A 21185-nucleotide genomic window follows, 5' to 3' on the forward strand; every position below is an offset into this window, starting at 1 on the left:
CCGGGGTCACCTCGCGGGGACGGGAGATCCCGGCGTCAGCCCGTGGCCGAACCGGAACAGCGGGTCCGCCGTGTCGAACGGGACGTCCTCGCGGGACGCCGCGACGGCGGCGGACGACCGGGGCAGGTCGAAGGGGAGCCTGCCCTCGGGGCGACCGCGCCGGTGAGGGCGTCGTGCAGGGCCGCGGTGGAGGCGCCGAAGTCCACCACCAGCGTGCCGCGCCCGCCGAGCGCGGAGACGAGCGGCGTGAGGATCGCAGGACGGTCGAGGTAGACGTCCACGACGGTCGGCACCGCGGCCGCGACCTCGGCGACGTGCTCGACCACCTCGGCGGGGAAGTCGAGCGAACCGGCGTGGAAGAAGCTCTCGAAACCGGGCCCGCGCTCCTCGAAGGGCGCCTTGAGGCGCAGCAGCGCCACGTCGGCCTCGGCGGGGCTCGGGACGAGGGTCGTCCCCGGCAGGGAGTCGAGGTCGGCCGCACCTTCGACGTAGACCCGCAGGCCCGGGGCGAGCGGCAGCGCCGCCGGCCCGGTGGTGGCGGTCGCCAGCACCGTCACCGACCGTGACTGCGCGCGCCGGCCGGCGGCCACGACGTCGGGATGGCCGACGATCCGCTCGGCGGCGTCGACGTCGACGGTGCGGCCCTCGTCGAACAGGCCGAGCACGAACTTCTCGCGCAGCAGTCGTGCGACGGACTCATCGACCCGGGCCTCCTCGACCCGGCCGCTCCGGACGAGCTCGACGACGAGCTCCGGGCAGGCCTCCCCGCCGACCTGGTCGGCTCCCGCGTCGAGGATCCGGGCGAGCCGGTCGAGCGGGCTCAGGTGCTCGACGCCCCACGCGCGCGCGGGGAAGGGCCGACCGAGGATCTCGGCGTCGTCGACCAGTCCCCAGTCGGTGCAGACGACGCCGTCGAACCCGAGCTGCTCGCGCAGCATGCCGGTGACGACCTGGCGGTTGAAGCCGAACCCGACGGCCTCGATCGCCTCGCCGTCGACCACCAGGTCGACCGGCATGCCGTAGTAGGGCATCATCTGCCGGGTGCCGGCGGCCAGGAGCTCGGTGAAGGGTGCCAGGTGCTCGGCGAAGCGCCCGCCGGGGTACACCTGCTCGCGGCCGTACGCGAAGTGTGGGTCCTCGCCGTCGAGCTGCGGCCCGCCGCCGGGGAAGTGCTTCGTCATGGTGGACACGGACGCCGCGCCGAACTCGCCGGTGAGGCCCGCCTCGCGGGCGACCTCACCGCCGGCCTGGAGGCCGCGCACGTAGGCGGCGCCCAGGGTCCCGGTGAGGGCCGCGTCCTCCCCGAAGGTGCCGTTGGACCGTGCCCAGCGGGGCTCTGTCGCGAGGTCCACCTGCGGGTGCAGCGCGGTGCGGATCCCGACGGCGAGGTACTCACGCCGAGCGGTGTCGGCATGCTCCTCGACGAGGCGCTCGTCGCGCGTGGCGGCGAGCCCGAGGGTCTCGGGCCACTGGGAGAACGGGCCGGACAGCAGGGCCGTGCCGGGGTTGTCGGTGAACGCGTGACGCGGGTCGGACGACACGGTCACGGGGATCCCCAGCCGGGTGGAGGCGGCGAGGTCCTGGAGCCGGTTGTGCCAGGTGGCGAACTCCCGTGCGGTGGCCGGGGCGGCCAGCACGTTGAAGTGCGTCATGTGACGGTCGAGGACCATGTCACCGGTACCGGGCACCCCCATCGCCGACGGGCCCTCGGCGAGCGTGCCGTCCGGGCCCACCTCGATCATGGTGTGGAAGAGCTGCCCGGCCTTCTCGGCGAGCGTCATGCGCGCCAGGAGGTCCGTGACGCGCTCGTCGACGGGTCGGGCGGCGTCCCGGTAGGGGGCGTCGTCGGGCACGCCGTCGAGGGCGGTGGGACCAAGGTCGGTGGACGTCATCAGCGGACTCCCTTGATGCGGTAGACGAGGATGGCGCCGGAGAGGGCCACGAGCGCCCCGAACAGGTACCAGGTGGTGTACCCGCCGATCCCGGCGGCGGAGCCGAGGCCGATGATCGCGGGTGCCATGGCGGGGGCGACGGACTGGGGGAGTGCGTTGGCCATGTTGAGCACGCCGAGGTCCTTGGCAGCGTCCTCGGGGTTCGGCAGCACCTGGGTGGCGAGGGCCTGGTCGACCGAGAGGAACGCGCCGGCACCGAGGCCGATGATGCCCTGGGCGACGACGAGCACGGGGATGGACGGCGCCAGGGCCAGGAGCAGCAGGCCGGCGACCATGACCAGGCCGGCGGCGGTGACGAACGGCTTGCGTCGGCCGATCCGGTCGGACAGCAGGCCACCGAGCGGGCTGGAGACCACCATCGCGACGGTGGAGACGAGGTTGGCCGTGAGGATGACGCCCGTGGCCTCCTGCTCCACGAGGCCGAAGTCGGAGGTCAGGTAGTACGGCAGGTAGGTGGCGATGCCCGCGTAGCCGAACATGACGAGGAACTTGGTCAGCCAGGTCCAGCCGAAGTCCGGGTTGTGCCGGGGGTTGAACACGAAGGAGCCGAAGAACTCCTTGGCTCCGAACTTCTCGGTCGGGGGGACGGTGCGGACCTTGTCCTCCAGCACGAGGCAGAACGCGACGGCGAGGACGGCGGCCACGGCGGCCGGGATCGTGAAGCGCAGGACGTCGGAGGCGGTCGCGTTGGCCACGACCGATCCGGCAAGGATGGACAGCGGGGTGCCCACGCCGATGAGTCCGGAGACCTTGCCACGTCCGGCGGGCTCGACCTGGTCGTGCAGCGTCGCGACGACCGCCGACAGCGCGGCGTTGAGACCGGCCTGGGCGAGGCACCAGCCGGCGAGCACCACGGGCACCGAGGTGGTGAACCCGATGAGGACGAGCGCGGCCGCGCCGACGAGCGTGCCGCCGAGGACGAACGGGCGACGCTTGCCCCAGCGGGCGGTGGAACGGTCGGAGAGTCGTCCGAACAAGGGGTTCGCGAAGAGGGCGAAGGCCGCACCGGCACCGAGGACCAGGCCGAGGCTCGCCACGGCGTTCTCGGGGTCGATGCGCTGGATCTTGAACGCCATCGCCACCATCACGGGGGTGAACAGGGCGAAGTAGATGCCGAACGCGGCGGTGCTCACGCCGACGACGTAGCGCGTGCTCGTGCGTTCGACAGCACCGGTGGTGCTGCTCCGGGTGGTGGGCGACAGGCTCATGGGGTCTCCGGTGAGGTGAGGCGCGCAGCTCTGCGCGACCGACCAATACCTACCAGGTGGTAGGCGGTGAAAGGCTACCAAGTGGTAGGCATCATGCCAACCCTGCACGTCAGCGGTGACGGGCCCCGCCCGAGCGGGTGAGAATGGGGGTATGACCGCCACGACCGCCGCCGCCGGGCGCGGCTACGCCAAGGGGCGCGCCAAGCGCGAGGAGATCGTCCAGGCCGCGATCGGCTTGTTCGCCGAGACCGGCTACCACGGCACCTCCCTGCGGGAGATCGCCGGGCGGGTGGGCATCTCCCACCCCGGGCTCCTGCACCACTTCCCGACCAAGGCCGCCCTGCTGGAGGCCGTGCTCGAGCACCGCGACGTCGTGGACCGCGCCGACTTCGAGGACGACCGCGAGCAGGGCCGATCGGTCCCGGAGTCGCTCGTCCGCCTGGTCCGGCGCAACGCCCTGCGCCGTCCCATCGTCGAGGTCTTCGCCGTCCTCGCGGCGGAGGCGACGTCGCCCGACCATCCTGCGCACGAGTACTTCGTGCGGCGATACGCCGAAACGCTGGCGGACTCGAGGATCGACCTGGAGCGGGCCGCTGCCGAGGGACGGCTGCGGCCGGGGGTCGATCCCGCCGCCGCGGCGCGCGCGATCGTCGCGCTCATGGACGGCCTGCAGGTGCAGTGGCTGTACTCGCTGGACCACCCGAAGGAGGCGCGGGTCGACATGGCCGCCGACCTGGAGGCCTACCTGGCCACGGTCTACACGGACAGGGGTGACCTCCGGGCCTGACCGCGACGCACGACGGCCGCCGCCCCGGTCAGGGGCGGCGGCCGTCGTGGGTGGCTGCGTGGGAGGGGTGGTCAGCGACCTGTGCTCGCCGCCTCGACCAGCCGTTCGAGCCCGGACCGGTCCAGGCCCGCCATGCCGAAGTCGGCGACGACGGCGAGCGGCATGTCCGTGGCCATCGCGAGCAGGCCGGGGTCGACCGGGTGCGCCGCCAGGGCCGCCTTGAGCTCGTCGCCCACGACCGGGTGGGCGAGGGCCTCGCCGAAGGTCGACAGCTCGTGCAGCGGGAGCGTCACGTCCTCGCCGTCGACCTGCACCCGTACCTCACCCCGCAGGTCACGGGACGACGCCCCCACCGCGACGACGAACTCGCCGCCCTCGACCACCCAGCGACGCAGCACCGGATGCCAGTAGGACAGGTCGCGGGCGTCGAGGTCGAACGTCACGACCTCGCTCGCCCCCGGGGCCAGCTCGACCTTGGCGAACGCCCTGAGCTCGCGGACCGGGCGCTGCACCTGGGACCGCGGGTCGCCGACGTACACCTGCACGACCTCGGCGCCGCTCCGGTCGCCCGTGTTGGTGATCCGGGCACGGACGCGGACGCCTGCCTGCGCACCGGAGCCCGTCACCTCGGCCGTGACGTCGTCGTGGGTGAAGGTCGTGTAGGACAGCCCGTGCCCGAAGGGGTAGGCGACCTCGGCGCGGCGAGCGTCGTACCAGCGGTAGCCCACCAGGACGCCCTCGCCGTAGCGGACGTGGCCCAGCTCGCCCGGGAAGTTGCCGAACGACGGGTTGTCCTCCAGGCGCAGCGGGATCGTCTCGGTGAGCTTCGCGGACGGGTTCACCGCACCGGTGAGCACGTCGACGACGCCCGAGCCGCCGGCCTGGCCGCCGAGCCATCCCACGACCAGCGACGCCACCTCGTCCTGCCACGGCGAGACGGACATGACCGACCCGCCGCTGAGCACCACGACGACGCGGCGGTTCGCCGCGGCGACGGCGCGCAGCAGGGCCACCTGGGCGGCGGGCAGGTCCATGTGCTCGCGGTCGTAGCCCTCGGACTCGTCGGCGGCGGGCAGGCCCAGGAACACCACGACGGTCCCGGCGTCGCGGGCGATGTCGACGGCCTCGGCGACCAGCGCCTCGGCGGGGCGGTCGTCGGCCGGGCCCTCGGCCAGCGTGTATCCGGGGGCGAACGGGACTTCGCCGAGCGTGTCGCGCAGGCTCGACAGGGCGTCGTCGAGGCGGGTGGGGTTCACCTGCGAGGAGCCCGCGCCCTGGTAGCGGGGTGTGCGGGCGAGCTCGCCGACGACGGCGACGTCACCGGCGAGGGGGAGCGACGGCGAGCCGTCGACGAGGTCGTTGCGCAGCAGCACGGTGCCGGCCGCGGCGGCCTCGCGGGCGAGGGCGTGGTGGGCGTCGACGTCGACGGTGCGGGCGTCGGTGGGGGTCATGGCGGGCAGCGACCGGGCCACGAGGTGCAGGACGCGGCGCGCGGCCTGGTCGAGCACGGCCTCGTCGAGCTCGCCGGCGCGCACCGCCGCGACCACCTCGGCGTCGGTGCGCCCTCCGCTGGCGGGCATCTCGAGGTCGAGCCCGGCGGCGACGCCCGCGACACGCTCGCGCACGGCGCCCCAGTCGGACATGACCAGGCCCTCGAAGCCCCACTCGTCGCGCAGGACGGTGGTCAGGAGCCAGTCGTGCTGGGAGGCGTAGACACCGTTGACCTTGTTGTAGGCGCACATCACGGTCCATGGCTGGGCCTTGGTGACCACGCGCTCGAACGCGGGCAGGTAGATCTCCCGCAGGGTGCGCTCGTCGACGTCCGCCGAGACGCGCATCCGGTCGGCCTCCTGGTTGTTGGCCGCGAAGTGCTTGAGGGACGTGCCGACCCCCTGGGACTGGATGCCCTGGACGAGCGCTGCCCCGAGCTCGCCGGCGACCACGGGGTCCTCGGAGACGTACTCGAAGTTCCGGCCGCACAGCGGGGACCGCTTGATGTTCACACCGGGTCCGAGCAGCACCGCCACGTCGTGGGCGCGGGTCTCTCGGCCCAGCGCCTCGCCGACCCGGCGGAGCAGCCCGAGGTCCCAGCTCGAGCCCAGGGCGGTGGCGGTGGGGAAGCAGGTCGCGGGCACGCTGCCGCCGAGGCCGAGGTGGTCGGCGCTCGCCTCCTGCTTGCGCAGCCCGTGGGGGCCATCGGTGACCATGACGGGCGGGACGACGACCGTGCCGTCGCGCTCGACGGCCTGGGTGTGCCAGAAGTCCTGCCCGGAGAGCAGGGAGGCCTTCTCCTCGAGGGTGAGGTCGGCGAGCACGCGCTCGACGTCGAGGGTGGAGGTGAGGGTCTGGGGGGTCTCCGGCAGGGCGGTCATGGGTGCACTTCCTCGCGTCGGGATCTTTCGACGACGAGCCTAACTCAATTTTTACCGGGTGGTAGGTAATTGATGCGTCGTCCCGACGTGCGCCGGGTTCGCCGACGTCAGATCGCGGCGGACCAACGACGTTCGACGACGTCGCGCACCCCGGTCGCGAGTGACCGCTCGGGGCCGTCCGGACCCAGCCCGGACGAGGACAGGAAGCGCTCGCGGCCCTCGTCGCCGTCGAGCACCCAGGTGACCACGTCGGTGGCACCGTCGGTGCGCAGACGGTCCACGGCGGCGGCCAGCAGCCGCGAGCCGTGGCCGGCGAGCCGGTGCCCGGGCGAGACCTCGAGCGCCATCACCTGACCGGGGGCGACCGCGGCGAACCCGACGACCTGCGGGCCGTCCAGGGCGACGAGCACCGCGAACCCCGGTCCGGGCGGGCGGTTGATCGCGTCGCTCCACCGTCGCTGCATGGCCTCCACGTCCAGGGCGTCGACGACGTCGCCGAGCGTCTCGACGTGGGTGGCGCGCCAGGCCTCGACCTGGACGCGGGTCACGGCCTCCTCGTCGCCGGGGACGGCAGGACGGACGGAGACGTCGGCGGTCTCGCGGAACAGAGCCATGACCACACCCTAGAGGGCGGTCCGGGACTCCTGGGGCGGCCGGACCTGGCCGGCGACCGACAGGCTCAGGACGACGGCGCCGCAGAGCACGAGCAGGGCGGAGCGCACCCCCACCTGGTCCGCGAGCAGGCCGAGCAACGGTGGTGCGGCGAGCATCGCCACCGTGGTGAACGACGTCGCGACCGCCACCCGCGGGGCTGCGTGGAGCGGGTCGTCGGAGGCGGCGGAGATCGCGACCGGGTTCGCCAGCGCAGCGCCGCAGCCCCACAGGACGATCCCGACCCAGGCCAGCACGAGCGACGGGCCCAGGCCGAACAGCAGCAGGCCGACCAGGGCGGCGGCACCGGAGGCGCGCAGGACGACGACGCGTCCCCACCGGTCGATCAGACCGGTCCCTGCCAGCCGGACGACGGTCATCGAGGTGACGAAGGTGCCGTAGGCCACGGCGCCGACGGCCTCGCGGGCGGCGAAGCCGTCGACGACGGCCAGGGACAGCCACGTCCCGGCGGAACCCTCCGACAGCGAGGCCGCCAGCAGCACCAGGCCGATGAGCAGGGTGCGAGGCTCGCGCCAGGCGCCGAGCGCGGCCCGGATCCCGCTGCGGGGAGTCCTCGACGCCGGCGCCGAGCCGTCGCCGAGCGCGGTCGCCGGGACGATGAGGAGCGCCCGGACCACGGTCACCACGGCGACCACGGAGGCGAGCTGGACGGCGACGTGCAGCCCTGACCACGCGAAGGCTGCTGCGACGAGAGCACCGAGCGCCGCCCCGATCGAGAACGCCGCGTGGAAGTGCGGCAGGACGGCCCTGCCGACCGCACGCTCCACCCCGGCGGCGCAGATGTTGATCGGGATGTTGGTCAGGGCGCCGCTCATGCCGTTGAGGCACGCCCCGACGGCGAAGAGCGCCACGTTGCCGGTGCTGGTCGCCGCCGCGAGGAGCCCGAAGCCGACGACGTTGCCCGTGGTGGCCGCCACGAGCGTGGTCCGGCTGCCGAACCGGGCCACGATCCCGCCGGTGACCAGGACCGCGACCAGGGTGCCGGCGCCCCCGACGACGAGGAGCGAGCCGAGCTGACCGGCGCTGAGCCCCAGCTCGGTGCGGATCGACGGCAGCCGACTCATCCAGGACGTCCCCAGCACGCCGAACAGGGCGAACTGGACCAGCAGGGACCAGCGGGCCGCCTCGACCGTCGCGCGGGCGCGCGCACCACCGGGCACGGCATCGGGGGAGGGCATCGCCCCAGCGTAGGGGAGGCGAGCAGCCGGCGACGCGCCCGCTGCGGCGCGCGGAGCTCAGCCCCAGCCGAGGGCGCGCAGCGCGGCGGCCGAACCGGCCGCGAGCACCACCACCAGGATGAACGGCGCGCGCAGGGCCAGGGCGACGGCTGCGACCGCGAGAGCCGGGACGCGCGCGTCGACGACGACCGACGACCCGTCGGTGAAGGTCTGCACCACCACGAGCGACACGAGCAGCGCGACGGTCACGAGCGTCGACGTGCGCTGCACCCGTTCGGTGGCCAACCAGTGCTCGGGGACCAGGTGTCCCGCGAGCTTCAGGCCGAAGCTCGCGGCAGAGGCGACGAGCACGGTCACCCAGAGCACGGTGGTGGTCACGCTCCGCCTCCTGTGCGGAGGGAGGGACGCGCCGGCGGGGCGACGAGCCCGACGACGACGGCGACCGCCGCGGCCGCCAGCACCGGCACGCCCGCCGGGGTCACCGGGACCAGCGCGAGCGAGACGACGACGGCCAGCCCGGCGACGAGCTGGGCGGTGCGTGCGGCGAGCCGCGGCCACACCAGCGCGAGGAACGCAGCCCCCGCGGCGGCGTCCAGCCCCCAGGCGCGCGGGTCACCGAGCGCGTCTCCCGCCAGCGCGCCGACGAGGGTGAACACGTTCCACAGCACGAACACCCCGATGCCGGTGGCCCAGAACCCCGCGCGGACCGCGGCGGGGGTGCGTTGGCCCACGGCGACCGCCGTCGACTCGTCGATCGTGAGCTGCGCGGCGCCCAGCCGGCGCCACCCGGACAGCGACAGCAGCGGGGAGACCACGGCGCCGTAGAGCATGTTGCGCGCCCCGAGCAGGGTCGACGTCGCCACGGCCGCGACCGGTGAACCACCCGCGGCGACGACGCCGATGAGGGCGAACTGCGACCCCCCGGAGAAGAGCAGCAGGCTCAGTGCCGCGGTCTGCGCCACGGACAGCCCGGCGACCACCGCCAGCGCGCCGAAGGAGATGCCGTACAGGCCGGTCGCCACGGCGACGCTCGCTCCTTGCCGGACGGCTGCCGAGACCTCGGGGGAGGCCCGTGCGAAGAACTGTCGTGTCACGCCCTCAGGAGAACACGGCGGCGGGGACGTGCGGGGCCGGTCTCACATCGCGACGTACAACGTCTCCAGGTACTCCTCCAGCCCGGCCGCCCCGCCCTCCCGGCCGAGCCCGGACTGCTTGACACCGCCGAACGGGGCGCTCGCGTCGGAGACCATCCCGCGATTGATGCCGATCATGCCGGCGTCGATCTCGTGCGCCGCGCGCATCGCCAGGTCGACGTCGCGGGTGTACGCGTACGCGGCGAGGCCGTACTGGGTGCCGTTGGCCAGCACGAAGGCCTCGTCGACGTCGTCGAAGGCGACGACGGGCGCCACGGGGCCGAAGATCTCCTCGGTGACGCAGCGGGCGTCGGCCGGTGCGTCGGCGAGGACCGTGGGGGAGTAGAAGTAGCCCTTGCCCTCGGGACGCGAGCCGCCGGCCAGGACGCGTGCGCCGCGGTCCGTCGCGTCCGTCACGAGCTCGTCGACCTTGTCGACGGCGGCGGCGGAGATCAGCGGGCCGACGTCGTGGCCCTCGGCGCCCGGCCCGACCGACAGCTCGGCGAACCGTGCCGCGAGCCGCTCGGCGAACCGGCTCGCGAGCGAGCGGTGCACGAGGAACCGGTTGGCCCCCACGCAGGACTGTCCGCCGTTGCGGAGCTTGGCGACCATCGCGCCGTCCACGGCGGCATCGAGGTCCGCGTCGGCGAAGACGACGAACGGGGCGTTCCCCCCGAGCTCCATCGAGCAGTTGAGCACCTGGTCGGCGGCCTGACCCAGCAGGACCTGTCCCACACCGGTCGACCCCGTGAACGACAGCTTGCGCAGCCGTCCGTCGCCGATGACGGGGCCGGTGACGGTCTTCGCCGAGGACGTCGGGACGACGTTGACGACGCCGGTCGGCAGGTCACGTGCGGCCAGCTCGGCACGGAGTATCTCGGCGACGGCCATCGTGGTCAGCGGGGTGAGCTGGGCCGGCTTGATGACGACCGGGCAGCCCGCGGCGAGCGCCGGGCCGATCTTGCGTGTCGCCATCGCGATCGGGAAGTTCCACGGGGTGATGAGCAGCGCGGGCCCGACGGGGCGGCGGTGGACGAGCTGGCGGTTCGCACCGGCCGGCGCGGTCCTCGACAGCCCGGGCGCCCGGACGGCCTCCTCGGCGAACCAGCGGAAGAACTCGGCGCCGTAGGCGACCTCCGCCCGTGACTCGGCGAGAGGCTTGCCACCCTCCGCGGTGATGAGCGCGGCCAGCTCCTCCGTGCGGTCCACGATCGACTCGAAGCATGCCCGCAACAGCTCGGAACGCTCCCTCGGTGCGACCGCTGCCCACGCCGGCGCGGCGTCGTGCGCCGCGGTCAGGGCCGCGAGACCGTCCTCGCCGGTGCCGTCGGCGACCTGCGCCACGAGCTCGGTCGTGGCGGGGTCCACCACCTCGAAGGTGGATCCACCCGTGGCCGGGCGCCACTCGCCGGCGACCAGGATCCCGGTCGGTACGTCGTGGGCGGAGGCGGCAGTCGTGGCAGTCATACCGACCAGTATGTGGGGGTGTCGCGGCTACGCAACAGCCTCGCGCGACGACGGCGGCACCCTGGGACGACGTCTCACGACACGGGCGCGACAGGCGTGGACGACGGCCCGCAGCAGGGCCCCCGAACGGTACGGTTGGCCCATGACGCTGCCCGGTACCCCTGCGCGCCCGTTCGGCGCCGTCCTCACCGCGATGGTCACGCCGATGACGACCGCGGGCGAGATCGACCTGGAAGCCGCCGCGACGCTCGCGCGTCGCCTGGTCGCGGAAGGGAACGACGGTCTCGTGCTGTCGGGGACGACGGGCGAGGCGCCCGCCACCCACGCCCCCGAGAAGGCGGCGCTCGTCCGGACCGTCGTCGACGCCGTCGGCGACCGCGCCGCGGTGCTCACGGGGGCCGGTTCGAACGACACGGCGCACGCCGTCCGCATGGCCGAGCAGGCCGCCGAGGCGGGCGCCGACGGCCTCCTGGTCGTCTCGCCGTACTACTCACGTCCCACCCAGGAGGGGCTCTACCGGCACTTCGCGACCGTCGCGGACGCCACCGAGCTGCCCGTCATGCTGTACGACATCCCCGGGCGTGCCGGGGTGCGGATCGCCCCGGCGACGTACGAGCGCATCGCTGCGCACCCCCACGTCGTCGCCACGAAGGACGCCACCGGGGACCTCACCGACGTCCCGGCGCTGCGCGCCGCCACCGGGCTCGCGTGGTACTCCGGTGACGACACCCTCCTGCTGCCGTTCCTCGCCCACGGCGCGACGGGGATCGTGTCCGTCTCCGCGCACGTCGTCGGCGGTGCCTTCGCCGAGGTGGTGCGCCGTTTCGACGCGGGGGACCACGCCGGCGCGCTCGAGGTCTTCACCACGACGCTGCCCGTCGTCGCCGCCATTAACGGGGCCGGTGCGCAGGCCGTCATGACCAAGGCCGCGCTCGAGGTGCTCGGGGTCCTGGGCAACCGTGAGCTGCGCCTGCCCAACGTCTCGGCCACGGACGCCGACGTCGATGCGGTCCGCGCCGCCCTCGTCGCCGGTGGCGTCCTGGACGCCGCCCCAGCCCTCCCGTGACACCCGTAGGCCAGGAGCACACGTGAGCCACCCCCACCCCGAGCTGCCCCTCCCTCCCGAGCTGCCGGCGGGAGGGCTGCGTGTCGTGGCGCTCGGCGGCCTCGGTGAGGTCGGTCGCAACATGGCCGTCCTGGAGTACGACGGCAGGCTCCTCGTCATCGACTGCGGGGTGCTGTTCCCGGAGGACCACCAGCCCGGTGTGGACCTCATCCTGCCGGACTTCGAGTACATCGCCGACCGGATGGACGACATCGAGGCGATCGTGCTCACGCACGGCCACGAGGACCACATCGGAGCGGTGCCGTATCTGCTGCGCCGACGCCAGGACATCCCGATCTACGGCTCACGGCTGACGCTCGCCTTCCTCGAGGCGAAGCTCAAGGAGCACCGGATCAGGCCGGTGACCCGGGTGGTCGCCGAGGACGACACGGTGCGGCTCGGGGTCTTCGACCTGGAGTTCGTGGTGGTGAACCACTCCATCCCGGACGCGCTCGCGGTCGCCGTCACCACGGGTGCGGGCACGGTGCTGCACACCGGCGACTTCAAGATGGACCAGCTCCCGCTCGACGGCCGCGTGACCGACCTGCGCGCCTTCGCCCGCCTCGGCGAGCGGGGGGTGGACCTGTTCATGGTCGACTCGACGAACGCCGAGGTGCCCGGCTTCGTGACGAACGAGATCGAGATCGGACCGGTGCTCGACAGCGTGTTCGCCCAGGCGGAGAAGCGGGTCGTCGTGGCCTCGTTCTCGTCGCACGTGCACCGCGTCCAGCAGGTCCTGCACGCCGCGCACGCGCACGGCCGGAAGGTCGCGCTGGCCGGGAGGTCGATGATCCGCAACATGGGCATCGCCGCGGAGCTGGGCTACCTCGACGTCCCCGAGGGTGTGCTGGTCGACCTGAAGCGCACCGGCGACGTGCCGGACGACCGGCTGGTGTACATGTGCACGGGATCCCAGGGCGAACCGATGGCGGCGCTGAGCCGGATGGCGAACGGCGACCACCGGGTCACGATCGGGCACGGCGACACCGTGATCCTCGCGAGCTCGCTCATCCCGGGCAACGAGAACTCCGTCTTCCGTGTCATCAACGGCCTGACACGCCTCGGCGCCCGGGTGGTGCACTCGGGCAACGCGAAGGTCCACGTGTCCGGCCACGCCAGTGCCGGCGAGCTGCTCTACTGCTACAACATCCTGCGGCCGAAGAACGTGATGCCGGTGCACGGCGAGGTGCGCCACCTGGTCGCGAACGCCGCCCTGGCGGTGCGGACCGGGGTCCCGGCGGACCGTGTGGTGCTCGCCGAGGACGGCGTGGTCGTGGACCTGGTGGACGGCAAGGCGTCGGTCGTGGGCGCGGTGCCGTGCGGTTACGTGTACGTGGACGGCTCCTCGGTCGGGGAGGTCACGGAGAACGAGCTGAAGGATCGCCGCACCCTGGGCGAGGAGGGCTTCGTCTCCGTGTTCGCGGTCGTGGACACCGCGACCGGGAAGGTGCTGGCCGGCCCGCAGATCCTGGCCCGCGGGATGGCCGAGGACGACGCCGTCTTCGCGGAGATCCACCCGGACGTGGTCGCGGCCCTCGAGGGCGCGGTCGCGGGCGGTGCGACGGACACGCACCAGCTCCAGCAGGTGATGCGTCGCGTCATCGGGCAGTGGCTCAACCGCAGGCTCCGTCGCCGTCCGATGATCGTCCCCGTCGTCGTCGAGGCCTGACCCGGAGCGAGCCTGCGAGCGCAGGGGCGGGCCGACCGGGGGTGCTGGGCCTGACCCGGAGCGAGCCTGCGAGCGCAGGGGCGGGCCGACCGACGGCCTGCTGCGAGGGCGCTACCCTGGGGCGACTTGTCCGTTTGATGGAGGATGTCATGACCGTTCCTGACCCGTTCGCACCACCGTCCGGCGCTCTCGGGGGGCGCCCCGGCCCTGTCGGCGCGACGTGGGATCCGGCGGCGGACGTGCACGCGGTGCGACGACCGGGGGCGGAACCGTGGGCCGTCGATCAGGCGGCACCGCAGCCTCCGGTGACGTTGGCGGCGTGGACGGTCGGACTGGCGTCGGTGTGGGCGGCGCTCCAGGTGGTGCTCTTCGCGCTGGCCCCTGCGGCCGCCGACGAGTACGCCCGGGCGATCGCCGTGGGCACGAGCCCGCTGTACGTCGACACGTGGTACGACACGGTCGGGGCGTTCCTCCTGCCGGTCCAGGTGGCGGTGTTCGTGGTCGGTTGCCTGTGGCTGCAGCGCAGCCGCGAGATCGCGGTCCGGCGGTCGCCGCACGTGCGACAGGTGCGAGGCGCCGTATGGGTGTGGCTGGGTTGGGTCGTGCCGATCGTCCTGCTCTGGTTCCCGTTTCAGGTCGTGCGTGACGTGCGGGCGGGGACGGTCGGGTCGACCCGCGGTGCCGGTCTGGGGCTCTGGTGGACCTGCTGGCTGGTGTACCTGGTGGCGGCGAACCAGACGGGTCTCGTCTCGCTGAGCGTCGGTTCGCGAGGGCCGGAGTCGCTGCCGTGGTGGGAAGGGGTCGCCACCCTGGCGTGCGTGGTCGGGCTCGTGGTGTGGGCCCGCACCGTGCGCGCGATCACCGCGTCCCAGGTCTCCGGCCAGATCCGCTGACAGGTCCGTGACGGGGCTCACCACCGGAGCGGCGGGACACGCGTTCGCGACCTGCGGCGTCGTCCGGGCCCGCCCGGGTACGGTGGAGGCATCATGGCGACCCGGACGACCGCCCGGAGCAGCTCCGGGAGACCGCGAGGTGCGGCACGCACGGGACGGAGCCCTGCGGTGTCCGCCCCGGGCCGCCGCGCGTCCACGGGGCGTGGTGGCGGGGCCGGGCAGGGCACGAACCGGTCGCCGGCGTCGAAAGGGTCGGGCAGACGTCCGGCCAAGGGTCGGCGTCCGGCGAGGACCGGGCCGCCGTGGCCCGTGCGCATGGTGCGCGGCGCCTACCTGGGTGTCGCGCACGGCCTGGGGGCCGTCACCCGCACGATCACCAAGGGAGCGAGAGACCTGGAACCCGAGCACCGCCGTGACGGCGTCGCCTTCTTCCTCATCGCGCTCGCGCTCGTCGTGGCGGCGCGGGAGTGGTGGGGGATCCCGGGCACGTTCGGCGACGTCGTCCACGCCGTCGTGGCAGGGACCGTCGGCCTCGCCGGCGTCGCGGTGCCGGTCCTGCTGCTCTGGCTCGGGGTGCGGATCATGCGCCACCCCGAGCGTGGTCGCGCGAACTCCCGCGTCGCGATCGGCCTGAGCCTCATCGTCGTCTCCGTCTGCTCCCTCGTGGCTGTCGCCGAGGGCACGCCCTCGCCGCGTGACGGGTTCGCCGGCGTGCAGGACGCCGGGGGGATCATCGGGTATCTCGCCGGGACACCCGTGGTCACCGGGGTGACGGAGTGGGTCGCCGTCCCGTTGTTCCTCCTGCTGGGCTTCTTCGGGCTGCTCGTGGTCACGGCGACGCCGGTGCATCGCATCCCGGAACGGGTGCAAGGGCTCTACGACCGTCTGACGGGCAACCACCACGAGGTCGACGAGAGCGACGACGGTCTGCGGCTCGCGGACGGCGTCTCGGCGCACGACGGGTCGGACGCGCCGGCCCCCCGCAAGCGGCGCAAGCGGCGCACCAAGGCGGAGCGGGCGGCGGACGCCGCTGCGGCGGAGCTCGACCAGTACGCGGGGGACGAGGCCTTCGAGAAGGCCGCCACCCTCGACCCGGTCGACGACGACGGTCAACCGGTGGACCGCGCCGCCGCCACGCAGCGGGTGCCGTCGGGGACGAAGGCGGCCCCGGCCGTCCCCGCCGCCCCGGTCGAGCGGGCCGCTCCCGAACCGTCTCCCGCCCCGCCGGGCCGGGCGGAGCAGCCGATGCTCTCCGGCGACACCGTCTACCTCCTGCCCAGCGAGGAGGCGCTCGTCGAGGGCGCCCCGCACAAGACCCGTTCCGCGGTGAACGACCGCGTCGTCGAGGCGCTCACGAAGGTCTTCGCGGACTTCGGGGTGGACGCCGAGGTCACGAACTTCACCCGAGGCCCCACGGTGACCCGTTACGAGGTCGAGGTGGGTGCCAAGACCAAGGTCGAACGCATCACCTCGCTGTCGAACAACATCGCGTACGCGGTGGCCAGCGCCGACGTGCGGATCCTGTCGCCCATCCCGGGGAAGTCGGCGATCGGCATCGAGATCCCGAACTCGGACCGCGAGACCGTCGTCCTCGGGGACGTGCTGCGGTCCTCGGCCGCGCGCCGGACCGAGCACCCGATGGTGATGGGCGTCGGCAAGGACGTCGAGGGCGGCTTCGTCGTGGCCAACCTGGCGAAGATGCCGCACATCCTGGTGGCCGGTGCGACGGGCGCCGGGAAGTCGAGCTTCATCAACTCGATGATCACCTCGATCCTCATGCGCGCGACGCCGGAGCAGGTGCGCCTGGTCCTCGTGGACCCGAAGCGGGTCGAGCTGACCATCTACGAGGGCATCCCGCACCTGATCACGCCGATCATCACGAACCCGAAGAAGGCGGCCGAGGCGCTGGAGTGGGTGGTCCGGGAGATGGACGCCCGGTACGACGACCTCGCGGCCTTCGGGTTCAAGCACATCGACGACTTCAACGCGGGGGTGCGGTCGGGCAAGGTCAAGCCGTTGCCCGGCTCGGAGCGCAAGATCGCCCCGTACCCGTACCTGCTCGTCGTCGTGGACGAGCTGGCCGACCTGATGATGGTCGCACCGCGTGACGTCGAGGCCTCGATCCAGCGCATCACCCAGCTGGCCCGTGCAGCGGGCATCCACCTGGTGCTGGCCACGCAGCGGCCGTCGGTGGACGTCGTCACCGGTCTGATCAAGGCGAACGTGCCCTCGCGGCTGGCCTTCGCGACGTCGTCGCTGGCGGACTCGCGGGTGGTCCTCGACCAGCCGGGCGCCGAGAAGCTCATCGGGCAGGGTGATGCGTTGTTCCTGCCGATGGGCGCGGCCAAGCCGATGCGCGTGCAGGGGGCGTGGGTGACCGAGTCCGAGGTGCACTCGGTCGTCGAGCACGTGAAGTCCCAGCTCAAGCCCGTGTACCGGCCGGACGTCACGGCCCCCGCGGCGGCGAAGAAGCAGATCGACGAGGACATCGGTGACGACCTCGACCTGCTGCTGCAGGCTGCCGAGCTCGTGGTCTCCACCCAGTTCGGCTCGACCTCCATGCTGCAGCGCAAGCTCCGGGTCGGCTTCGCCAAGGCCGGCCGGCTGATGGACCTGCTCGAGTCCCGCGAGATCGTCGGCCCCTCCGAGGGGTCCAAGGCGCGCGAGGTGCTGGTGCAGCCGGACGACCTCCCGGCGGCGCTCGCGCTCATCCGGGGCGAGACCACGCCGACGGAGGCCTACGACCAGGAGTCGGCGCAGGCGAGCGCGGACCCGTACGCGGACGGGACGGACGGGCATCGTCCTCCTCCCGCCGCCGAGTACCACGACGGTGCCGACACCGACGCCGAGAACCCGGTGCGCTGAGTCCTCACCCGTTCGTCGGGTCCGTCCGGGGCAGGACGACCGGCTCGTCCCCGGTGGACGCGGGCGGTCGCCTGCGTTCGGCCGCGGCGTCCTGGACTGCTGCGGCGACCTGGTCCTGGCGCAGGGCGAGCTGTTCACCGGAGAGCGTCGTCGAGCCGGGGTCGTCCAGGACGTCCGGCAGCGCGTGGACCCGGTGACCGGCCGCGATGTCGACCGTCGTGGCCGTCCAACCGACGTCGGTGACGAGCGTGGGACCGGAGCGGCGCTCCTGGGTGAAGGTCGCCGACAGCAGCACGCCGTTGCTGGTGCGCGAGTCGCAACAGGCCGCGCTCTGGTTCGACAGCAGGTTCCCGAGCCCGTACGCGACCCACATGCCGTCACCGGCAGGTCCGCCGTCGACCCGGTCGATGCGCTGCGGCACGTGCGCATGGTGCCCGATGACCAGGTCCACGGCTCCGGAGGCCCCCAGCTCGGCGACCACCTCGACCTGCTGGTCGGTGAGCTGCTCGGTGTACTCCACGCCGGCGTGGAGGCTGACGAGCACGGCGTCGGCACCGTCCTCGCGCGCCCGCCGGGCGTCGGCCACCAGGCGGTCGGCGTCGATGAGGTCGACCGCCCAGGGCGCCTCGGCCGGCATGGGCAACCCGTTGAGGCCGTAGGTCGCCGAGAGGTGCGCGACGCTGATCGTGCGGCCGGACCGGTCGAGCTCGTAGCGTTGGGGAGCCGACTGCTCCTCGGCCGAGCGGGCGGTCCCCACGTGACCCAGCCCGGCGTCGTCGAACGTGTCCAGGGTGGTGACGACACCGGCGTAGGCGCGGTCCACCGAGTGGTTGGACGCCGTCGAGCAGCCGTCCCAGCCCTGCACCGCCAGGGCGTCGACCATGCCCGCGGGGGCGCCGAACATCGGGTAGCCGCTGGGTGAGGTCCCCTCCGGCGCGACGGGGACCTCCATGTGGCACAGCGCCAGGTCGGCGCCGTCGACCCACGGGTCGAGACCGGACAGCAGCTCCCCGAAGTCGCTGCCGCCGCCGGCGGAGCGGACCACCGGCCCGTGCGGCAGGAGGTCGCCCGCCGCGAGGACGGTGAAGGTGGCCGGTGGGAGGGGTTCGGGCGGGGCGGCCTTCGGCGTACCCACGTCGGGTGACGCGGTGACGGTGGGTGGTGGTTCGGTCGTCGGGCCGGTGAGCGCCTGGCAGGCCCCTGCGGTCGCCAGCACGGCGACCACGAGCGCGAGCAGGGCGCCCAGCGGTCGCGGCCTGCGGGGCAGGCGGCGCGCGTGCGCGGGTCGGTCCGGCGTCCGGTGCTGCACCTCGCGAGACTATCGGGGACGGCCCCCGGACGGGAGGGCTGAGCGCAGAACCGTGCGACGCCCCCAGTAGGCTGGGCGGATGACCGACCCCGCTCCTTCACCGTGGAACATCGCGAACGCCGTGACCATGGTGCGCATCGCCCTCGTGCCGGTCTTCGCGTGGGCGTTGCTCGTGGACGACGGCCAGTCCGTGACGTGGCGCCTGGTGGCCACGGGGATCTTCGCCGCGGCGGCCCTGAGCGACCAGATCGACGGCCACCTGGCCCGGTCGCGGGGGCTGGTCACCGATCTCGGCAAGATCCTCGACCCGGTCGCCGACAAGGCGCTGGTCGGCGCGGCACTCGTCCTGCTCTGGTGGCCGTTGGCCGAGCTGCCCTGGTGGGTGCCTGCCGTGATCCTCGTCCGTGAGCTCGGGATCACCGTGATGCGCATGGCGATGCTGCGGTACGCGGTGATGCCGGCGTCACGGGGCGGCAAGATCAAGACCGTCCTGCAGATCGCGGCGATCCTGCTCTTCCTGCTCCCGCTGGCGCACCTGCCCGAGGCTGTCCTGGTGGTGGCGTGGGTGGCGATGGGTGCGGCGATCGTGGTCACGGTGGTCACCGGGGTCGACTACGTGGTCCAGGGCTGGCGGATCCGGCGCGACGCACGCCGTACCGGGGAGCGCCGATGACCGCGAGGCGGATCCTCGAGGCCGCGGGTCGGCACGGCTGGACGATCGGCGTCGCCGAGTCGCTCACCGGCGGGCTGGTGACCGCCGCGCTGGTCGAGGTGCCTGGCGCATCGTCGGTCCTGCGGGGTGCCGTGGTCGCCTATGCGACCGAGCTGAAGGCGACCCTGCTGGACGTCGACGGCGACCTGCTCGCCGAGCGTGGCGCCGTCGACCCTGACGTGGCCCGGGCGATGGCGGACGGTGTGCGACGTGCGACGGGTGCGGACGTCGGGCTCGCGACCACCGGCGTCGCCGGCCCGGAACCGCAGGACGGCCGGCCGCCCGGCCTGGTGTACGTCGCGGTCGTCACGCCGGCGGCAGCAGCGGTCCGTCGGCTCGACGTCCAGGCGGACCGGATGGGTGTCCGTACCGCGGCGGTCGGGGCGGTGCTGGGCCTGGCCACCGAGCTGGTGGACGGGTGAAGGTCCGGTGCGTGCTGAGCGTCGGTCGTGCGCCCGGCGCGCGGGCGGGAACACCGGGGGCCGACGGGGCGTTGGGCAGGTGTGATCGCAGACAGGCCACGAACCCGTATCGATGCGCGTCCAGGTCGGCGCGCCCTGCCCGGCACGGGGTACGGTAGTGCCACTCCTCGACACGGGGTGGCGGACAAGGAAAGGGGGCGCGACATGATCGTCCTACGACGAGAGATCGGTGACGTGCTGCGCGACGCGCGGCAACGTCAGGGGCGCACCCTGCGTGAGGTCTCCTCGGCCGCGCGGGTCTCGCTGGGTTATCTCAGCGAGGTGGAGCGTGGCCAGAAGGAAGCCTCCTCGGAGCTGCTGGCGTCGATCTGCGAGGCCCTGGACGTCCCGCTGTCGCTCGTGCTGCGCGAGGTCAGCGACAAGATCGCGGTGGCCGAAGGGCTGCACGTCCCGGACACCATCCCCGCGGACGTGCTCGCGAGCATGTACTCCCGGGGCGGCGCCTCGCGCGACGACCTCACACCGGTCGGCTGAGGCGCGTCGTCGCCTGGCACGTCGGGCACCAGAACACCGGCCGTTCGTACGGCGGTGCGTTCGCGGTCCCGACGGCGATCGGGGTGCGACAGCGCCGGCACGGTCGCCCCAGCTGACCGTGCACGGCCCGCGGGACGCCCTGGAGGCCGCGGGTTCTGCCGATGTCGACGCTACGGCCCATGAGCCGACGGGCGGTCGCCAGCAGGTCACGCCGACGGTCCGGGTCCAGGTGGTCCACCGTCGTCCAGGGGTACAGGCGCAGGGCGAACAAGGTCTCGGCCGTCCAGATCGTCCCGAGGCCTGCCACCACCTGCTGGTCGAGCAGGACGTCGCACAGGGGTCGTGAGCGCTGGCGGGCGAGCCGGCGCACCCCTTCGTCGACGCCGGCGGACGGGAAGTCGTCGCCCAGCACGTCGGGCCCCAGGTGCCCGAGCAGCTGCGGCTCGTCGCGTGTGCGGAGCAGGTCGAGCATCCCCAGGCGCCACCCGACGCAGGTCCACCGAGACGTCGCCAGCACCGCTCGCACCTCGGGATGCCGGGCCGCTGCTGAGGGCTCCCCGGTGCGCTCCACGCGCCACGCGCCCTCCATCCGCAGGTGCGTGTGCAGGGTGCGGCCGTCGTCGAACCGGGTGAGCAGGTGCTTGCCGTACGCCACGCACCCCGTGACCGTCCGGCCCGTGAGGTCGGCCCCGCCGGCTCCGGGCCACCGCAGCTCCGACCGGACCAGGGGTGCTTCCTGGAGTGCCTGCTCGAGGCGCTCGGCGGTGAGTCGCAGCACATCTCCCTCAGGCACCTTGACCTCCTTCGGGGCCCCGTCCTCCCGGGCCCGGCGACGTCCAGGGTGGCACAGTCGACGATCAGGGATCGACCAGGGGGGTACCTGATGGTTCGACGCGGACTTTTCGGA

At 73.3% G+C, this 21185-nt stretch carries 17 protein-coding genes and 1 pseudogene; 8 read left to right on the top strand and 10 right to left on the bottom strand.

All coding sequences use genetic code 11. The features are described 5' to 3' along the window. Positions 1-6 precede the first annotated feature (6 nt). Positions 7-1892, bottom strand: a pseudogene (locus HDG69_RS07150) (glycoside hydrolase family 3 protein). Continuing rightward, on the bottom strand, positions 1892-3160 hold the full coding sequence (locus HDG69_RS07155; RefSeq protein WP_171782982.1) for an MFS transporter: 1269 nt from the start codon (positions 3158-3160) through the stop codon (positions 1892-1894). Before HDG69_RS07155 ends, HDG69_RS07150 begins: the two are co-directional and overlap by 1 nt. A gap of 151 nt (positions 3161-3311) precedes the next feature. Between HDG69_RS07155 and HDG69_RS07160 the strand changes: the two genes are divergently transcribed. Next, a complete protein-coding gene (locus HDG69_RS07160; protein WP_171782983.1) occupies positions 3312-3947 on the top strand; it encodes a TetR/AcrR family transcriptional regulator in 636 nt (211 codons plus the stop codon). 71 nt (positions 3948-4018) lie between these two features. Here the strand turns inward: HDG69_RS07160 and HDG69_RS07165 are convergent, their stop codons facing one another. The 6 genes from HDG69_RS07165 to HDG69_RS07190 all read right to left on the bottom strand — a co-directional run bounded on the left by HDG69_RS07165 (position 4019) and on the right by HDG69_RS07190 (position 10769). Continuing rightward, positions 4019-6319, bottom strand: a complete 2301-nt coding sequence (locus tag HDG69_RS07165) for an aryl-beta-d-glycosidase (RefSeq protein WP_171782984.1) — start codon at positions 6317-6319, stop codon at positions 4019-4021. Positions 6320-6426: 107 nt separating this feature from the next. Continuing rightward, positions 6427-6933, bottom strand: coding sequence for a GNAT family N-acetyltransferase (locus tag HDG69_RS07170; RefSeq protein WP_171782985.1), 507 nt, complete (start codon positions 6931-6933; stop codon positions 6427-6429). Positions 6934-6942: 9 nt separating this feature from the next. Beyond that, positions 6943-8169, bottom strand: coding sequence for an MFS transporter (locus HDG69_RS07175; RefSeq protein WP_171782986.1), 1227 nt, complete (start codon positions 8167-8169; stop codon positions 6943-6945). A gap of 57 nt (positions 8170-8226) precedes the next feature. Continuing rightward, complete coding sequence (locus HDG69_RS07180; protein ID WP_171782987.1) at positions 8227-8547, bottom strand: AzlD domain-containing protein; 321 nt, start codon at positions 8545-8547, stop codon at positions 8227-8229. Further along, positions 8544-9263: an AzlC family ABC transporter permease gene (locus HDG69_RS07185; protein ID WP_171782988.1), complete on the bottom strand. Its 720-nt coding sequence runs from the start codon at positions 9261-9263 to the stop codon at positions 8544-8546. The genes HDG69_RS07180 and HDG69_RS07185 overlap by 4 nt, the downstream gene beginning before the upstream one ends. 42 nt (positions 9264-9305) lie before the next feature. After that, positions 9306-10769, bottom strand: coding sequence for an NAD-dependent succinate-semialdehyde dehydrogenase (locus HDG69_RS07190; protein WP_171782989.1), 1464 nt, complete (start codon positions 10767-10769; stop codon positions 9306-9308). 142 nt (positions 10770-10911) lie between these two features. On the opposite strand from HDG69_RS07190, the gene dapA reads away from it, so the two are divergent. The 4 genes from dapA to HDG69_RS07210 all read left to right on the top strand — a co-directional run bounded on the left by dapA (position 10912) and on the right by HDG69_RS07210 (position 17301). After that, a complete protein-coding gene (dapA, locus tag HDG69_RS07195) occupies positions 10912-11835 on the top strand; it encodes a 4-hydroxy-tetrahydrodipicolinate synthase (RefSeq protein ID WP_171782990.1) in 924 nt (307 codons plus the stop codon). Positions 11836-11857: 22 nt separating this feature from the next. Continuing rightward, positions 11858-13543 carry a ribonuclease J gene (locus tag HDG69_RS07200; protein WP_343036301.1) on the top strand — a complete coding sequence of 562 codons (1686 nt, stop codon included), beginning with the start codon at positions 11858-11860 and terminating at the stop codon, positions 13541-13543. A gap of 149 nt (positions 13544-13692) precedes the next feature. Continuing rightward, on the top strand, positions 13693-14436 hold the full coding sequence (locus tag HDG69_RS07205) for a DUF4328 domain-containing protein (RefSeq protein WP_171782992.1): 744 nt from the start codon (positions 13693-13695) through the stop codon (positions 14434-14436). Between the two features lie 315 nt (positions 14437-14751). After that, entirely contained in the window at positions 14752-17301 is a 2550-nt protein-coding gene (locus HDG69_RS07210; protein ID WP_216645403.1) for an FtsK/SpoIIIE family DNA translocase, read from the top strand. 4 nt (positions 17302-17305) lie between these two features. Here the strand turns inward: HDG69_RS07210 and HDG69_RS07215 are convergent, their stop codons facing one another. Further along, positions 17306-18610 (bottom strand): CapA family protein, encoded by a 1305-nt coding sequence (locus tag HDG69_RS07215; protein WP_343036302.1) that lies wholly within the window; start codon positions 18608-18610, stop codon positions 17306-17308. A 79-nt stretch (positions 18611-18689) separates the two neighbouring features. Here HDG69_RS07215 and pgsA point away from each other — a divergent pair, with 79 nt between their 5' ends. The 3 genes from pgsA to HDG69_RS07230 all read left to right on the top strand — a co-directional run bounded on the left by pgsA (position 18690) and on the right by HDG69_RS07230 (position 20278). Beyond that, on the top strand, positions 18690-19283 hold the full coding sequence (gene pgsA, locus HDG69_RS07220) for a CDP-diacylglycerol--glycerol-3-phosphate 3-phosphatidyltransferase (protein WP_171782994.1): 594 nt from the start codon (positions 18690-18692) through the stop codon (positions 19281-19283). Then, positions 19280-19744: a CinA family protein gene (locus tag HDG69_RS07225; RefSeq protein WP_171782995.1), complete on the top strand. Its 465-nt coding sequence runs from the start codon at positions 19280-19282 to the stop codon at positions 19742-19744. Before pgsA ends, HDG69_RS07225 begins: the two co-directional genes overlap by 4 nt. A gap of 204 nt (positions 19745-19948) precedes the next feature. After that, positions 19949-20278, top strand: coding sequence for a helix-turn-helix domain-containing protein (locus HDG69_RS07230; protein ID WP_171782996.1), 330 nt, complete (start codon positions 19949-19951; stop codon positions 20276-20278). Here the strand turns inward: HDG69_RS07230 and HDG69_RS07235 are convergent. Next, entirely contained in the window at positions 20262-21071 is an 810-nt protein-coding gene (locus HDG69_RS07235) for a DNA-formamidopyrimidine glycosylase family protein (protein ID WP_171782997.1), read from the bottom strand. The two genes, HDG69_RS07230 and HDG69_RS07235, sit on opposite strands and share 17 nt — an antisense overlap. Between the last annotated feature and the right edge of the window lie 114 nt (positions 21072-21185).

The organism is Isoptericola halotolerans (genome assembly GCF_013149785.1).
GTDB lineage: Bacteria > Actinomycetota > Actinomycetes > Actinomycetales > Cellulomonadaceae > Isoptericola > Isoptericola halotolerans.